Raw genomic sequence first — 15,828 nt, 5'->3', positions numbered from 1 at the left:
GATTGGCTGGGTCGAGGGGAGGGGAGAGACGAGGCGGTTCAGAGACCGCCGCGCCCGTCGCTGCCGACAAAGGAAATGCGCAGCATGTTGGTCGAGCCCGGAGTGCCGAAGGGCACGCCCGCAGTGGTGATGATGCGCTGACCGGGCTTGGCAATGCCTTCCTGGAAGGAAATACGGCAGGCGCGGTCGACCATGTCGCTCTCATCCCGGGCATCGTCACTGACGACGCAATGGAGGCCCCAGGCCAGGGACAGGCGCCGGGCGGTGGCCGCCACCGGGGAGATGACGATGACCGGCACGGTCGGTCGCTCGCGCGAGGCGCGCAGGCCCGTTGCTCCGGAGGTGGTGTAGCAGACCACGGCCGCCAGATTCAGGGTTTCGGCGATCTGCCGGGCCGCAGCGGAAATCGCATCGGCGCCGGTCGCCTCCGGCTCCTGCCGCTGACCTTGGATGATCGAGCGATAGTTGGGGTCGCGTTCGACCTGCCGGGCGATGCGGTCCATGGTGCTGACTGCCTCAAGCGGGAACTCGCCGGCGGCCGACTCGGCCGAGAGCATCACCGCGTCGGCGCCCTCGAACACCGCCGTCGCCACGTCGGAGACTTCCGCGCGGGTCGGGACCGGCGAGGAAATCATCGATTCCAGCATCTGGGTGGCGACCACCACCGGTTTGCCGGCGCGGCGGCAGGCGCGCACGATCTGCTTCTGCAGGCCGGGAACCTGTTCCAGCGGCATTTCCACGCCGAGATCGCCACGGGCGACCATCAGCGCATCGGACAGGTCGATGATCTCACTGAGGCGTTCAATTGCCTGCGGCTTCTCGATCTTGGCGAGAATGCCGGCGCGGCCGCGCGTGACCTTGCGCACCTCGGCCAGGTCTTCCGGACGCTGGATGAAGGAAAGGGCGATCCAGTCGACCTTGGCCTCCAGCGCGGCTTCCAGATCCTTGTGATCCTTCGGCGTCAGGGCGCCGACGGGGATCTCCGTGTCCGGGACGCTGACGCCCTTGCGGTTGGACAGGCGACCGCCAACCTCGACCACGGTGGTCGCGCGGGTGGCAATGCACTCGACCACCCGCAGGCGGATCTTGCCATCGTCCAGGAGCAACCGGTGACCGGGCTCCAGCGCTTCGAGGATTTCCCGATGCGGCAGGTTCACGCGGTTGACGTTGCCCGGGGTCGGGTCGCTGTCGAGGATGAAGGTCGCGTCGTTTTCCAGAACGACCGCCTCGCCTTCGAAGGTGCCGACACGCAGCTTCGGACCTTGCAGATCCGCAAGGATCGCGATCGGACGGTTGGCTTCGGCCTCAATTGCCCGGATGGTGTCGACCAGCATGTTCAGCCGGGCATGGTCCGCGTGGCTCATGTTGATGCGGAACACATCCGCGCCGGCCTGGAAGAGTTTCCTGATGGTCTCGGGGTCCGAGGAGGAGGGCCCTAGCGTTGCAACAATCTTGACCCGCCTGTCACGCTTCATCGTCCGCCCGTTCCCCCTTGTACCGGCTCCGTCAGCTGGACGGTCCAACTGCTCTGCTCGCCGGTGTCGATCTCGAAAAAGCCGGTGCGTTCGAAGCCGCGCGCGACACAATCCTCGATCCCGTTGATGGTGAATTCCTTTTCGCGGGTGCACATGAAGGCACGTCCGCCCCACTCGCCGAACTGATCGTAGTCGACGGCGTAGATGTAGTAGTAGCGCGACACGAGCGCGCCGGTGACCAGCGTCTCACAGGAGTTGGCGGGCAGGTTCCACCAGCCCTCGGTCACCCATTCGGTGTCTTCGCGGTAGCCGATGGCAACGCCAACCTGGCTTTCCGTCTTGTTGCACAGGCGCAGCTCGGCCCGGGCAGGTTGTGCGGTGAAGGTCGTTGCGGCAACAGCCAGCAGTAGAGCCGACATGGAGGGGATCCAGGTCCGGAGTGCGGACCCGACTGTCGTGGAGTGCCTTTGGCTCTCGGCTAGTGCGTTCATTCGATTACTCGTGCCACGACCTAGAGTGCCACCTTATGGCTGAGACCTCTCGGCCTTGTCAATGATGACAGCCCTGAAGTCGTTGACGTTGGTATGGGTTGGACCGGGGCGAAGGAGGTCGCCCAGTGCATTGAAAAAACCGGTACTATCGTTTCTGGCCAGAAATACGGCGGCATCATGACCCAGTCTTGCAGCGCGGCCAAGTGTGGTCGGGTCGATGAAGGCACCAGCCGGGTCGCTCGCCGCGCCGGATCCGCCATCGGTTCCGTCCGTGTCGCCGGCAACGGCGGAGATCGCCGGGTGACCTTCAAGCGCCAGTGCCAGAGCGAGGGCATATTCCTGGTTGGGGCCGCCGCTCCCGTCGCCGCGAAGGGTCACGGTCAGCTCACCGCCGGACAACAGGACGGCGCGGGTTCCGTCCCGCGCAAGTTGCAGCGCGCGGCGGGCGTGTTCGGCGGCCACCTCCCGGGCTTCGCCCTCGAGACTGTCGCCCAGCATGATCGGCGTGTAGCCGAGGGACCGGGCGGTCTCGGCGGCCGCGGCCAGCGAGAGCGCCGGCCGGGCGATGATCCGGTAGTCGGTGCCATCGAACACCGGGTCGCCGGGCTTGGGTGTCTCGTTCACCGTATCGTTCAGGGCGCGGTGAATGCTGTCCGGTGCGTCCGGCGCGTGGCGGGCGACGATGGCGCGGGCGTCTTCCAGCGTCGTCGGATCGGCGACGGTCGGGCCGGAGGCGATCGCGGCGGGATCGTCACGCGGCACGTCGGAAATCGCCAGGGTGGTGAGTGCGGCGCCCGAGCCCCGGGCAGCGGCAAGGCGCCCGCCCTTGATGCGCGACAGGTGGCGCCGCACGGTGTTGATCTCATCAATGGTGGCGCCGGAGGCGAGTAGCGCCCGGGTCAGCGCCTGCTTGTCGGCGAGCGAAACCCCGGCGACCGGGGCGACCCAGTTGGCCGAACCGCCGCCGGACAGCAACACGACGATCTGGTCGCGCGGACCGGCGGCGGCGGCAAGAGCCAGCGTGCGGGCGCTGGCTGCGACGCCCGCCTGATCGGGCACCGGATGCCCGGCCTCGATGATTTCGATCCAGCGGGTCGGACGGCCATAGCCGTGGCGGGTGACGCAAAGACCGGAAAGCCGGTCCGGACCGAGCCCGTCGCGCTCCCGGTAGACCCGCTCGGCCACCTCCGCCATCGCCCCTGCCGCCTTGCCAGCACCGAGCAGAAGGATGCGTCCGCCTGGCGCCGGCGTCGGCAGATGTTCCGGCAGGGCCGTTTCGGCGCGCGCGGCATCGACCGCCGCCTGAAACAGGGCGGTGAGATGGGCGCGGATCGTTGCGTCTGGACCCCCGGTTGCTGTCATGTTCAGTCCTTGTTGATGTCGCTCAAAGGCTACCCGTCCTGGCGGCGGGGGCGGGCGATATAGATCCCGGCGAGGATCACCGCCCCGCCGGCAATCTGCATCGGTGTCAGCGCCTCGCCTAGTAGAAGATAGCCGGCAATGGCGGCGGTGACCGCCTCAAGAAAGATGACGAGGGCGGAAAAGCCGGCGGACAGGGCGCCAAGCGCGAAGGTGAGCAGGCCCTGACCGCAGACATGGCTGAACAGGGAAATCGCCAGGAGAGCGGCAACGCCCGTCCAGGAGAACGGCAGGAGCATGTCTTCCAGCAGCACCGCGACGACGAACAGCGCGGCGCAAGTGACCAGCGAGCTGCGAAAGACGAGAAGGCCGGCGCCAAGCCCGCTCCCGCCACGCCGGGCAAAGCGGATGGCAAGGAAGTAGGCGCCGAAGAACAGGGACGCGATCAGCCCGTAGAGATCGCCGCCAAGGCGCTGCGGCGCATGGGCAAGGCTTGTGCCGAGCAGCAACCCCGCGCCGGCGAGGCAGCAACCAAGGCCCAGCAGCATGGCCCGGGTGACCGGCTCATTAATCAGGGCACGGGAGGCGAGCATGACCCAGACCGGCGCGAGGGTGGCAAAGAAGGTCGCGTTGGCAATCGTCGTGTTCATGATCGACAGGTGCCAGAAGATGAGGTCCCCGGCGAACACCGCGCCGGCGATCACGGTGGCCCGGTTCCAGGGCGGCGATTTTGCGCCGCGCGGGGCCTCCAGCCGCGCCCAGAGGCCGAGCAGCGACAGGGCCAGGGCCACCCGCCAGAAGGCGCTGGTGAAGGGACCGACCTCCGCATGACGCACGAACACCGGTGATATGCCCATGGCAATGGCGCCGCCAAGCAGGGCGGCGAGGGCGAGCAGGATGCGGCGGTCGGGCGCGGCGACGGTGGAGGTGGAAGATGTCATTCGGGTGCCTGGCGCGGGAAATCAAACATCATACAATAGAGCGCAGGTTGTGCCTTGTCGCGCGGCAATTGCCAAGGCCGGCCCGCTTCGCCGAGGCGGTGACGATGGCGGTTGCGGCGAGCCGCCGGGGGCGGATATGGTGCGCCGCGCCGGCCTGCCTTGATGCATGAGGCCGGCCCCTCCCGTTTTCCCTCCTGCGTGGCCCCTTGACGATGTTTCCTGTCCGTTCCGCCGCACCGCATCCCGACCAGTCGCCCTTCGAGATCGTCGATGGCGACCCGGCCTGCGGTCTGTTGCTGTTGTGCGATCATGCCAGCAATGCCCTGCCGTCGGCCTATGGCACGCTCGGCCTGCCGCCGGAGCAGCTTCAGCGGCATATCGCCTATGACATCGGCGTGCGCGATCTGACCTTGCAGCTTGCGGCGGCCCTTGGCGCGCCGGCGGTGCTGACCACCTATTCCCGGCTGCTGATCGATCCCAATCGCGGCGAGGACGACCCGACGCTGGTGATGCGCCTGTCCGACGGGGCCGTGGTGCCGGGCAACGCCGATCATGACGCTGCCGAGCGGGCGGCGCGAATCAGTGCCTATCACCGGCCGTATCATGAAACCGTGGCGGCGCGGATCGACGCGAGCATCGCCGCAGGCCATCCGCCGGCGATTCTCTCGATCCACAGCTACACGCCGGTGTGGCGCGGCAACCCGCGCCCCTGGCACGCCGGCATCCTGTGGGACAGCGATCCGCGCTTCGCGGTGCCGCTGCTGGAAACCTTGCGCGCGGAGACTGGCCTGGTGGTGGGCGACAACGAGCCTTATGACGGGGCCTTGCGCAACGATTGCCTCTACCGGCACGGCACGGCGCGCGGACTTGCCCATGCGCTCCTGGAAGTGCGCCAGGACCTGATCGGCGATACCGAGGGGGTGGCCGGGTGGAGCGCCCGGTTGGTGCCACATCTCAAGCGGATCCTGGCGGAACGGCCGGAGTTGTTTCAGATCCGCCAGTATGGTTCGCGCTGTGCCGCCTGATGGCGCACTCTGGGGACGGGGCGATGCATGCCCACAGGTCAGGCCTTGCCTGCGTTGAGACGGGAGCGACGAAATGACGAAGACTGAGGAGACATCCATGGATGCGGCGACGCGCACGGAACTGGAGGCCGCGGCCTTTCGCCGGCTGGTTGCGCATCTGCGGCAGCGGACCGACGTGCAGAACATCGACATGATGAATCTGGCCGGGTTCTGCCGCAATTGCCTGTCGAACTGGTATCTCGACGCGGCGCAGGAAAAGGGCGTTGCGCTCGACAAGGAGGCTGCCCGCGAAATCGTCTATGGCATGCCCTATGCCGAGTGGAAGGCGCAGTACCAGACCGAGGCGACACCGGAGCAGGTGGCTGCGTTCAAGACCAGCCACACGCACGAGTGAGACCTCTGCCGATCCGAACCCCGCCAGTCATGGAAATTCGTGCCGGGCTCTTGAAACCGGCATGATTTGCGCGCATTGAGGCGCACCCGAATACCCAACCTGTCACTAACCCCTAAGGAGACGAAACCGCATGTCTGAACCAGGTGGTGTCGCCGGCGATCAGCTGCGCGCCTTTGTGGAGCGTATCGAGCGCCTCGAGGAAGAAAAGAAGGTCATCTCCGACGACATCAAGGACGTCTACGCGGAAGCCAAGGGCAACGGCTTTGACGTCAAGATCCTGCGCAAGGTGATTTCCCTGCGCAAGAAGCAGCCGCATGAGCGTGAGGAAGAGGATGCGATTCTCGATCTTTACATGCACGCGCTTGGCATGGCCGGACCGGCCAACGACGCCTGATCAATCTCCCGGCGGCCGTTTGCGCGCCTTCCGCGCGGACCGGCCGGCGGAGCGGTGAAAAGAAAAACGCGGCGTACCGAAAGGCGCGCCGCGTTTTCCTTTTGTCACGAAACGATCGAAGCCCGCGGGCTTCGACCGGAGCCGGTGTTACATCGCCTTGACGATGCCCTCGGTCATCTTCTTGGCATCGCCGAACAGCATCATCGTCTTGTCGAGGAAGAACAGCTCGTTCTGAATGCCGGCATAGCCGGAGCCCATGCCGCGCTTGACGAACAGCACCGTGCCGGCCTTGTCGACGTCGAGGATCGGCATGCCGTAGATCGGCGATTGCGGATCGTCGCGCGCCGCCGGGTTGGTGACGTCGTTGGCGCCGATGACGTAGACGACGTCGGCCTGGGCGAACTCGGAGTTAATGTCCTCCAGCTCGAACACCTCGTCATAGGGCACGTTGGCTTCGGCCAGGAGCACGTTCATGTGCCCGGGCATGCGGCCGGCGACCGGATGGATGGCGTATTTCACCTCCACACCCTCTTCCTTGAGGATGTCGCCCAACTCGCGCAGCGCATGCTGGGCCTGAGCCACCGCCATGCCATAGCCGGGCACGATGATCACCTTGCCGGCGTTCTTCATGATGAAGGCCGCATCCTCGGCCGAACCCTGCTTGACCGGACGTTCCTCGCCGCCACCGGCACCGCCGGCGCTGGCCGTCTCGCCGCCGAAGCCGCCGAGAATCACCGAGATGAACGAGCGGTTCATGCCCTTGCACATGATGTAGGACAGGATCGCACCGGAGGAGCCGACCAGCGCGCCGACGACGATCAGCGCCATGTTGCCGAGGGTGAAGCCGATGCCGGCCGCCGCCCAACCCGAGTAGGAGTTGAGCATGGAGACGACGACGGGCATGTCGGCGCCGCCGATCGGGATGATGATCAACCCGCCGAACACCAGCGACAGCACCACGATCATCCAGAAGACGGCATGACTCTCGGTCTGAACGAAAATGGCGATCAGCAGCACGATCAGTGCGGCGAGGCCGCCGTTGATGACATGCCGCATCGGCAGCATGATAGGCGCGCCGGACATGCGCCCGTCGAGCTTGGCGAAGGCGATGACCGAGCCGGTGAAGGTGATGGCGCCGATGGCCACGCCAAGCGACATCTCGACCAGGCTGGCGCCGTGGATCTCACCGACCGCGCCGATGCCGAAGGCCTGGGGCGCGTAGAGAGCGCCGGCGGCAACCATCACGGCGGCCATGCCGACCAGCGAGTGGAAGGCGGCGACCAGCTGTGGCATCGCCGTCATCGGCACCCGGCGGGCGGTGACCGCGCCGATGCTGCCACCGATGGCCAGACCGACGACGATCATCAGGAGGCCGCTGATGCCGGGTGCGGCGACCAGCAGCGTCGTGACGATGGCGATGGCCATGCCGATCATGCCGAACAGGTTGCCCTGGCGCGAGGTTTCCGGGCTGGAGAGCCCGCGCAAGGCGAGGATGAAGAGAACGGCCGACACCACATAAAGGATGGCCGTGACATTGGCTGAAAGCATGTGTCCGGCCTCCTATCGCTGCTTTTTCTTGTACATGGCGAGCATTCGTTGCGTGACCAGGAAGCCGCCAAAGATGTTGACGCTTGCCATGATCAGGGCAAGGAAGCCGAAGCCGCGCGCGAAGCTGGCCCCATCGGAGACCAGATCGACACCGACGGCGAGCAGCGCGCCGACGACGATCACGCTGGAAATCGCGTTGGTGACCGACATCAGCGGCGTGTGCAGGGCGGGGGTCACCGACCACACCACATAGTAACCGACGAAAATCGCCAGCACGAAGATGGTGAACTGGAAGACGAACGGATCGACCGCGCCGCCGGTGGCCGCCGAGGCGGCATGGGCGAGCGAGGTGCCGGCGTTGCCGGCAAGCTGGTCGGCGTAGCCTTGTGCCGCATCGGCGGCGGCCTGCGCGTTGGCCGCCGCATCGGCGGCGGCGTCGGCGGCCGCGCGGGCGCGTTCGAGCGCTTCATTGACGCTGAGTTCTGACATGGGGCCCCCCTATTCCGCAGCCGGCGCGAAGGCCGGGTGCACCACGGCGCCGTCCCGGGTGAGGACGGTGGCCTTGACCAGCTCGTCTTCCCAGTCGACCGCGATTGCCTTGGTTTCCTTGTCCACCATGGTTTCAAGGAAGGTGGCAAGGTTCTTCGCATAGAGCGTCGAGGCGGAGGCGGCGATCCGGCCGGGCATGTTGAGATGGCCGACGATCTTCACATCGCCCTGGGTGACGATCTTGCCCGGCTTGGCACCTTCCACGTTGCCGCCGCGTTCGACCGCCAGATCGACGATGACCGATCCGGGGCGCATGCTGGCGACCATCTCCCTGGAGATCAGGCGCGGGGCCGGACGTCCGGGGATCAGGGCGGTGGTGATGACGATGTCCTGCTTGGCGATATGCGTGGCCACCAGTTCGGCCTGCTTCTGCTTGTAGGCGTCTGACATTTCCTTGGCGTAGCCGCCGGCGGTCTCGGCCTGACGGAACTCGTCATCCTCGACGGCAATGAACTTGGCGCCGAGCGATTCCACCTGCTCCTTGGCGGCGGGCCGCACGTCGGTGGCGGTGACGATGGCGCCGAGGCGGCGGGCAGTGGCGATCGCCTGCAGACCGGCAACGCCGGCGCCCATGACGAACACCCGCGCGGCCGGCACGGTGCCGGCGGCGGTCATCATCATCGGCAGGGCGCGGTCGTATTCGGCCGCGCCGTCGATCACCGCCTGATAGCCGGCAAGGTTCGCCTGGGAGGACAGGACGTCCATTACCTGGGCGCGGGTGATGCGCGGCATGAACTCCATGGCGAAGGCGGCAACGCCGGCCTTGCCCATGGCCGCGACCGCGTCCTCATGGCCGTAAGGGTCCATGCTGGCGATGACCAGTGCGCCGGCCTTCATCGCGGCCAGCTCGGTCTCGCTCGGGCGACGGACCTTCAGCACCACGTCGGCGCCGGACAGCGCAGCTTCGGCGGTGTCGGCGATCGAGGCGCCCGCTGTGACGAAATCCTCATCGGGGATGCGCGACAGGGTGCCGGCGTCCTTTTCGACGACGACATCAAAGCCGAGCGCGACGAACCGTTTCACGGTGTCGGGCGTGGCGGCGACGCGCGTTTCTCCTGCCTCGCTCTCGCGGGGCACTGCGAGTTTCATCAATACTGTCCTCCCCATATGGAAGTCTGGCCTGAATGGAAGTCCGGCCGGGATGGAAGTCTGGCCTGGATAGGAAGTCTGGCTGACGGGTGGGAGCCCGTCAGCTCGCTGTAATGATAGCCATCAGGCCGGTCAGGACGAAGACGCCGGCGGAGGGGATCCAGCCGCGATCGCCCATGGCAAGGCCAACGGCAGCGGCGGCCAGAGTGGCCAGCACGAAAACGGTGCCGAAAATGCTGCCGGCGGTGCCACCGAAGGTGAAAAGCACCAGGCACACCATAATATTCAGAAGGGCAATGGTGCCGACCTTCGAAAAATTGATGAAGCCGGCATAGGTGCGCTCGTGTTCGGCATAGTCCATCGTCTGGGCGGTCTGATCTGACATGTGTTCCTCTTGGCGGTTCGTCGTCATTGTTTCGTGCCTTTATAGCAGACAGAAGACTATCGGCAACGCGCTCTTCGCACTGCAACCACGAGCAAGGCACAATTGATTCCGCAGTGCAACCGCAGCCGGGAGGATCAATCGTCGATGCCGGCCGCGCGCAGCACGTTTTTTTGCCGGCTTTGAACGGTGGCCATGTCGAAATTGTCGATCTGCTCGTTGAACAGGCGGAAGAAATTCAGCTCCGCGCGCAAATGCAGGAACACCCCGCCAAGGCCGATGGCCGCCCGGTCCATGAAGACGAATTCGCGCGGCACGGTGACCGGCCCGAGCCGCTTCAGCGCCTGATGCACCCGGAAGGCTTCCTTGCGGCCATACTGCGCCGGGCTGACCCCTTCGGCGATGGAGCGGACCCGGTCGGTCAGGAGCGGGCCGTAGATGAACCTTGCCCAGATGTTGAGCGTGTCGATCAACTCGCGGGTCAGACCGCGAAAGCCCCAGCTCTCGTAGGCGGCGACGGTGCGGGCCTCGTCTTCCTCCAGAAGCCCGCGATAGAGCTCGATCACCCCGGCCACAAAGGCGGGCGGGAAGATGCGGATACAGCCGTAGTCGAGCAGGTTGATGCCCTGCGGCGCGCCGTCTTCCTCGAACACCGTGTAGTTGCCCAGATGCGGATCGCCGTGGATCACGCCGAAATGGCTGAACGGGTGCCACCAGGCATGGAACATCACCTCCGCCAGCCGGTTGCGGTTGGCCAGTGGGTGGTCGCGGTAGGCGAGCAGCGGCTTGCCCTCCAGCCAGGACATGGTCAGCAGGCGTCCGGTGGACAGGTCCGGTTCGACGCGGGGCACACGGATGCGCGGCTCGTCCTTGAGGATCTCCCGGTAGACGGCGATGTGGCAGGCCTCGCGCCGGTAGTCCAGTTCCTCGCGCACGCGGGCGCCGATCTCCTCGGCGATCTGCCTTGTGTCGATGGCTGGCTGCATCCGGCGGTGGACGGAAAACAGCACGGCGAGCTGTGACAGGTCCGCCTCCACCGCCGAGGCCATGTCCGGATACTGCAGTTTGCAGGCAAGGGGGGCACCATCCAGGGCGCTCGCCCGGTGGACCTGACCGAGGGAGGCCGCCGCCGCCGGAACCTTGTCGAAGGCGGCGAAACGCTGCTGCCAGCCGGGGCCAAGCTCGGCCATCATCCGCCGCTTGACGAAGGCCCAGCCCATGGGCGGGGCATCGGCCTGAAGCTGGGCGAGTTCGGTGGCGTATTCGGGCGGGATCGCGTCGGGAATGGTCGACAGCAACTGGGCGACCTTCATCAACGGTCCCTTCAGGCCACCGAGCGCGGCGGCCAGTTCGGCGGCCTGCTTGCGGTCGTCGATGTCGTAGCCGAAGACCTTTGCCCCGGCGAGCCGGGCGGCGATCCCGCCCATGTTGGCGCCGACCCGGGCATAGCGGCCGACCCGGGCGGTCACCCGGTTGCGTTCACGGTCGTTCACTGGGGTGTCCCGTTCCTGTCTGGCCGAAGGCGGCGAGCCGTTCGGCGATGCGATCCCGTTGGTCGGCCAGGCCCTTGTAGGTCAGCTGCGCGGCGTCGAGCGCCAGCAATTGCGCGCGCAGGCCGGCGGCAAGCCGTGCCCCGTCCGGATGAGTGGCGAAGGCGGCGACGGGATCGTGATGCACCTTGATGGTGAAGAGAATGTCGCCGCTTTCCGGCAGGCGGCGCAGGGTCTGCCGCTCGACCCGCACATGAAGGCCCGTGTCCATGCCTTCGCCCCCGGGCGTGGCGACATCGAGCGCTTCTGTCTCCAGCCGCCGGGCGAAGGGGCGGTGGAGGCCGGAACCGGTATAGAGCGACCAGTTGAGCCGCCAGGAGGGGCGGTCGACGGCGAGATTGTCGAAGATCCGGGCGACCATCGGCCCCATCCGCCCATCGTTGAAGCCGGGCACCGTCGCGTGGATCTCGCCCATGGTGCCGCCGAATTTCTCCGCCAGCGACCAGGAGGAGGGAAAGCAGAGGGCGGCGGCGACGAGGCGGTAGCCGTCCGCGCTCCGCCGCATCAGCACCAGATCCTCCTGCACCAGCCGGGCGGCCAGTTCCAGCGGTCGGTCGTGCCAGTCCGCCAGTCTGTAGTCCCGTGCCATCGGCAGGAGCCGGATCTCCTCGCCAGTACGCTGGCAAAGAGTGCGCCGGTAAAGCGCCGGGAAGGTTGCCGGCAGATGGTCCAGCAGGAGGCTTAGAACCTCCCGCTGGGCCTCCAGTGTGTCCGCCTCGGCCTTCAGGACCGGCACCTCGGCGCCGCCCTGAAGCAGCCGTTCCTTTTCCGCCAGGTGGGCGGCAAAGTGGGCATCCGGCTCGATCCAGTCGGCCAGATCAAGCGGAAGCAGCCCGACACTGAAGGGCCGGGCCGATCCGTCATAGGGAGTATGCGCAAAGGGTGGGGCCACCCTCATGGGCGCATCGATCATGCTTGCGCGGCCTCCAGTTCATCGATGAAGCCCTCGATCACCGCCAGGCCCTTGCGCCAGAACGCCGGGTCGGTGGCATTGAGCCCGAAGGGGGCAAGCAGCTCCGAATGGTGCTTGGTGCCGCCGGCGGACAAGAGGGCGAAATACTTGTCCTGGAAGCCGCTTTCTGCCTCCTCGTAGACGGCGTAGAGCGAATTCACCAGGCAATCGCCGAAGGCATAGGCATAGACGTAGAACGGCGAATGGATGAAATGCGGAATGTAGGTCCAGAAGGTCTCGTAGCCTTCGCCGAAGCGAATGGCCGGGCCAAGGCTCTCCGCCTGCACCGACATCCACAACTCGCAGATCTCCTCGCCGGTCAGCTCGCCCCGGCGGCGCGCGGCGTGCACCTTGCGCTCGAAGGCGTAGAAGGCGATCTGCCGCACCACCGTGTTCAGCATGTCCTCGACCTTGCCGGCGAGCAGGATGCGTCGGCGCTTGGCATCGTCGCTGGCGGCGAGCAGGTCCTTGAAGGTCAGCATTTCGCCGAAGACGCTGGCGGTCTCGGCCAGGGTGAGCGGGGTCGGCGCCATCAGCGCGCCGTTCGGCGCCGCCAGCACCTGATGCACCCCGTGGCCCAGTTCATGGGCGAGGGTCATCACGTCCCGGGTGCGCCCCTGATAGTTGAGCAGCACGTAAGGATGGGCGCTCGGCACGGTCGGATGGGCGAAGGCGCCGGGCGCCTTGCCGGCCCGGGCCGGAGCGTCGATCCAGCCTTCGTCGAAGAACCGGCCGGCAATCTCGGCCATCTGCGGCGAGAACCGGCGGTAGGCGCCAAGCACGGTGCTGCGTGCCTCGTCCCAGGGAATGCGCCGGGTGTCCGCATCCGGCAGCGGGGCGTTGCGGTCCCAATAGTCGATCACATCCTTGCCGAACCAGCGCGCCTTCATGGCGTAGTAGCGGTGGGAGAGGCGCGGATAGGCTTCCTGCACGGCGGCGACCAGCGCATCGACCACATCCCGTTCCACCCGGTTGGCCAGGTGGCGGGCATCGGCGATGTCCTCGAAGCCGCGCCAGCGGTCGGAAATCTCCTTGTCCTTGGCCAGCGTGTTGGTGATCAGGGTGAACACCGGCAGGTTGGCGCGGAAGGTCTTGCCAAGGGCCTTGGCCGCCTTCTCGCGGGTGGCGCTGTCCGGGTCCTGCATCAGGTTGAGGGTCGGTTCGAGCGGCAGTTCCTTGTCGTCGACGGTGAAGCGGAGCCCGGCCATGGTCTCGTCGAACAGCCGGTTCCAGGCGCCCGCGCCGGTGCCGGCCTTCTCGTGGAAGAGCTGTTCTACCCGATCTTCCAGCTGGTGCGGCCGTTCCTTGCGGATGTCCGACAGCCAGGGGCGATAGTGGGCAAGGTCAGGGTCGGCAAGGGCCGCGTCGAGCACCGCATCGTCGATGCGGTTCAGTTCCAGGGTGAAGAACAGCACATGGGTGCTGGCGGTGGTCAGCTTGTCCTGAATGTCGCCATAGAACTTCTGCCGCACCGGATCGGTGGTGTCGCCGGCGTAGAACAGACCGGCGAAGGAGGCGAGGCGGCCCATCAGATCGTCAAGGGCTTCCATCTCGCGGATTGCCGCCGCCAGTTCGCCGCCGGAACGGCCGGCGATCTCCGCCAGCTTGCCCTGGTAGCGGGCGGCGAAGGCGGCGGCCTGACGTTCCGCCTTTTCCAGATCTGCGGTGACCTCCGGCGCGTCATGGGCAGGGTAGAGGTCGCCGAGGTTCCAGACCGGCAGCGAGCCGAGAGTTTCCTCGCTCGCCGTTGCGGCGTCAGCCACAGGGGCGCGGTGTCCGGTCATGGCGGCGGAAAGGCTCGTCGGGGTCATCTCGTCTCCGTTGCGGTCGTCTCAGGCCGGGCGGCGCGTCGGCGCATCCCTTCTTGCATATTGTCGTAGGTCGTCCGGCGGCAATGGGCAATCCGCCGCGCCGGACGCGCGGTGGACGTTTTGTTTACCGCGCCCGGGGTAATCTGCCCCGAATTGGTACAATTCCCAAGTGGAAGACCCGGCAAACGGGCCGACATGGAGGCGCAGGGCGCGCATGACCCCGATCAGCGGACGGATACTCGTTGCCGATGACGATCCGGTTCAGCGGCGCTTGCTGGAAGCGACGCTGAAGAAGTTCGGCTTTCGCGTGCGGCTGGCGGAAAACGGGGCCGAGGCGCTGGCGATCCTGACCGGTCCGGAAGGGGCGGATATCGACCTTCTCGTCTTGGATCTCGTCATGCCGGAACTGGACGGCATGGGGGTGATCGCTCGGCTGCGGGAGATGAAATCGGCGATCCCGATCATCGTGCAGACGGCGCATGCGGGGATTGACGCCGCGGTCAATGCGATCCGCGCCGGCGCGCAGGACTTCGTCGTCAAGCCGGTGGCGCCGGAACGGCTCAATGTGTCGATCCACACCTTCCTGAAGATGTCGGCGCTGGAAGGCGAGATCACCCGCATCCACAAACAGTCCAGCGGCACCTTCAGCTTCGATGACATCGTCACCCGGTCGGAGGCGATGGAACGGGTGATCCGGGTCGGCCGCCGCGCTGCCGCATCGCAGATCCCGGTCTTGATCGAGGGCGAATCGGGCGTCGGCAAGGAGCTGATCGCCCGCGCCATTCAGGGGTCGAGTGAGCGCAAGGCGCGGCCGTTCGTCACCGTCAACTGCGGGGCGATCCCGGAACATCTGGTGGAATCGATCCTGTTCGGCCACGAGAAGGGCGCCTTCACCGGCGCGGTTGAAAAGCATGTCGGCAAGTTTCAGGAGGCCCATGGCGGCACCTTGTTCCTCGACGAGGTCGGCGAGTTGCCGCTGGAGATCCAGGTCAAGCTGCTGCGCGCCCTGCAGGAAGGGGAAATCGACCCGATCGGCGCCCGCCGTCCGGTCAAGGTCGATTTCCGGCTGATCTCCGCGACCAATCGCCGGCTGATCGATCTGGTCAAGGACGGGACCTTCCGCGAAGACCTTTACTATCGGCTGAACGTCTTTCCGCTGTGGCTGCCGCCGCTGCGCGACCGCCGCGAGGATATTCCCGATCTGGTGCGCCACTTCCTGGCCCGCTTCGCGGCGGAAGAGGGGCGCCCGCAGATTTCCGCGGTTGCGCCGGACGCCATTGCCATGCTGCAGCGCTACCAGTGGCCGGGCAACATCCGGCAATTGGAAAACGCGGTGTTCCGGGCAGTGGTGCTGTGCGAGGGCGGTCACCTGACCGCCGATGACTTCCCCCAGATCCAGGCCGCTGTTGCTCGGGCCCCAGCTAACGCCGGGCAGGCGATGGAAAGCCGGGGGCAAACTGCTGACGCTCCAGCGTCTGACGCGCCCTGCGAGCCCGCCGCTCTTGCCACCGCGCCGGATCCTTCCTCGGCGACGGCGCCCGAGGCGGCGGCAGGGGGGGCGAAGACCGCCGGCGAGGCGCTGTCGGGCGAGGATCCGCACCAGCCGCCCTTCGGCTTCTTGCGGTCTCTCAACGACAGCGGCCACATCCGCTCACTGGAAGAGGTCGAGGCGGATATGATCCGCACGGCTATCGACCACTATGGCGGGCGGATGACCGAAGTCGCGCGCAGGTTGTCAATCGGCCGCTCAACTCTCTACCGAAAGTTGAAAGATTATGGCCTTGATGCAACACCCGATACCGAGGCCGCCGAGTAGCCCGCTTCCAGCGCTCTCCTCTCTTGCCAGGACGCGAGCCTGCGGGCTTGTT

15 protein-coding genes are annotated in these 15,828 nt (G+C 66.5%); 4 read left to right on the top strand and 11 right to left on the bottom strand.

Annotated elements, in window-relative coordinates; genetic code table 11:
* Positions 1-38: 38 nt before the first annotated feature.
* From pyk to LC062_RS07940, 4 genes are all read right to left on the bottom strand, one after another.
* Positions 39-1,475, bottom strand: coding sequence for a pyruvate kinase (gene pyk / locus LC062_RS07955; RefSeq protein WP_224910501.1), 1,437 nt, complete (start codon positions 1,473-1,475; stop codon positions 39-41).
* Entirely contained in the window at positions 1,472-1,894 is a 423-nt protein-coding gene (locus LC062_RS07950; protein ID WP_181760537.1) for a DUF1036 domain-containing protein, read from the bottom strand. Before LC062_RS07950 ends, pyk begins: the two co-directional genes overlap by 4 nt.
* A 105-nt stretch (positions 1,895-1,999) precedes the next feature.
* Positions 2,000-3,328 (bottom strand): glycerate kinase type-2 family protein, encoded by a 1,329-nt coding sequence (locus LC062_RS07945; protein ID WP_224910500.1) that lies wholly within the window; start codon positions 3,326-3,328, stop codon positions 2,000-2,002.
* 29 nt (positions 3,329-3,357) lie between these two features.
* On the bottom strand, positions 3,358-4,266 hold the full coding sequence (locus LC062_RS07940) for a DMT family transporter (RefSeq protein WP_224910499.1): 909 nt from the start codon (positions 4,264-4,266) through the stop codon (positions 3,358-3,360).
* A gap of 212 nt (positions 4,267-4,478) precedes the next feature.
* On the opposite strand from LC062_RS07940, the gene LC062_RS07935 reads away from it, so the two are divergent.
* The 3 genes from LC062_RS07935 to LC062_RS07925 all read left to right on the top strand — a co-directional run bounded on the left by LC062_RS07935 (position 4,479) and on the right by LC062_RS07925 (position 6,079).
* Entirely contained in the window at positions 4,479-5,291 is an 813-nt protein-coding gene (locus LC062_RS07935; RefSeq protein WP_224910498.1) for an N-formylglutamate amidohydrolase, read from the top strand.
* A 97-nt stretch (positions 5,292-5,388) separates the two neighbouring features.
* On the top strand, positions 5,389-5,685 hold the full coding sequence (locus tag LC062_RS07930) for a DUF1244 domain-containing protein (protein ID WP_224910591.1): 297 nt from the start codon (positions 5,389-5,391) through the stop codon (positions 5,683-5,685).
* A gap of 130 nt (positions 5,686-5,815) precedes the next feature.
* A complete protein-coding gene (locus tag LC062_RS07925) occupies positions 5,816-6,079 on the top strand; it encodes a DUF2312 domain-containing protein (RefSeq protein WP_224910497.1) in 264 nt (87 codons plus the stop codon).
* Between the two features lie 147 nt (positions 6,080-6,226).
* On the opposite strand, the gene LC062_RS07920 is transcribed toward LC062_RS07925, so the two are convergent.
* The 7 genes from LC062_RS07920 to LC062_RS07890 all read right to left on the bottom strand — a co-directional run bounded on the left by LC062_RS07920 (position 6,227) and on the right by LC062_RS07890 (position 13,933).
* Positions 6,227-7,627 (bottom strand): NAD(P)(+) transhydrogenase (Re/Si-specific) subunit beta, encoded by a 1,401-nt coding sequence (locus LC062_RS07920; RefSeq protein WP_224910496.1) that lies wholly within the window; start codon positions 7,625-7,627, stop codon positions 6,227-6,229.
* 12 nt (positions 7,628-7,639) lie between these two features.
* Positions 7,640-8,116: a proton-translocating transhydrogenase family protein gene (locus LC062_RS07915; protein WP_224910495.1), complete on the bottom strand. Its 477-nt coding sequence runs from the start codon at positions 8,114-8,116 to the stop codon at positions 7,640-7,642.
* A 9-nt stretch (positions 8,117-8,125) separates the two neighbouring features.
* A complete protein-coding gene (locus LC062_RS07910; protein WP_224910494.1) occupies positions 8,126-9,265 on the bottom strand; it encodes a Re/Si-specific NAD(P)(+) transhydrogenase subunit alpha in 1,140 nt (379 codons plus the stop codon).
* 100 nt (positions 9,266-9,365) lie between these two features.
* Positions 9,366-9,677 carry an aa3-type cytochrome c oxidase subunit IV gene (locus tag LC062_RS07905; protein WP_224910493.1) on the bottom strand — a complete coding sequence of 104 codons (312 nt, stop codon included), beginning with the start codon at positions 9,675-9,677 and terminating at the stop codon, positions 9,366-9,368.
* Between the two features lie 107 nt (positions 9,678-9,784).
* The gene (locus tag LC062_RS07900) at positions 9,785-11,074 is read right to left on the bottom strand and encodes an ABC1 kinase family protein (RefSeq protein ID WP_263625545.1); all 1,290 of its coding nucleotides are present in this window, start codon (positions 11,072-11,074) and stop codon (positions 9,785-9,787) included.
* Between the two features lie 52 nt (positions 11,075-11,126).
* Complete coding sequence (locus tag LC062_RS07895; RefSeq protein ID WP_224910491.1) at positions 11,127-12,110, bottom strand: heme-dependent oxidative N-demethylase family protein; 984 nt, start codon at positions 12,108-12,110, stop codon at positions 11,127-11,129.
* Positions 12,107-13,933, bottom strand: a complete 1,827-nt coding sequence (locus tag LC062_RS07890) for a M3 family oligoendopeptidase (protein ID WP_224910590.1) — start codon at positions 13,931-13,933, stop codon at positions 12,107-12,109. Before LC062_RS07890 ends, LC062_RS07895 begins: the two co-directional genes overlap by 4 nt.
* A 241-nt stretch (positions 13,934-14,174) precedes the next feature.
* On the opposite strand from LC062_RS07890, the gene LC062_RS07885 reads away from it, so the two are divergent.
* Positions 14,175-15,776, top strand: coding sequence for a sigma-54-dependent transcriptional regulator (locus LC062_RS07885; RefSeq protein ID WP_224910490.1), 1,602 nt, complete (start codon positions 14,175-14,177; stop codon positions 15,774-15,776).
* Positions 15,777-15,828: the final 52 nt, after the last annotated feature.

Origin of the sequence: Stappia indica (assembly GCF_020177335.1) — a bacterium.
Taxonomy (GTDB): Bacteria; Pseudomonadota; Alphaproteobacteria; order Rhizobiales; family Stappiaceae; genus Stappia; species Stappia indica_B.
Note: the sequence above shows the minus strand (reverse complement) of the source record. Positions and strands in the feature narration are given on the sequence as shown.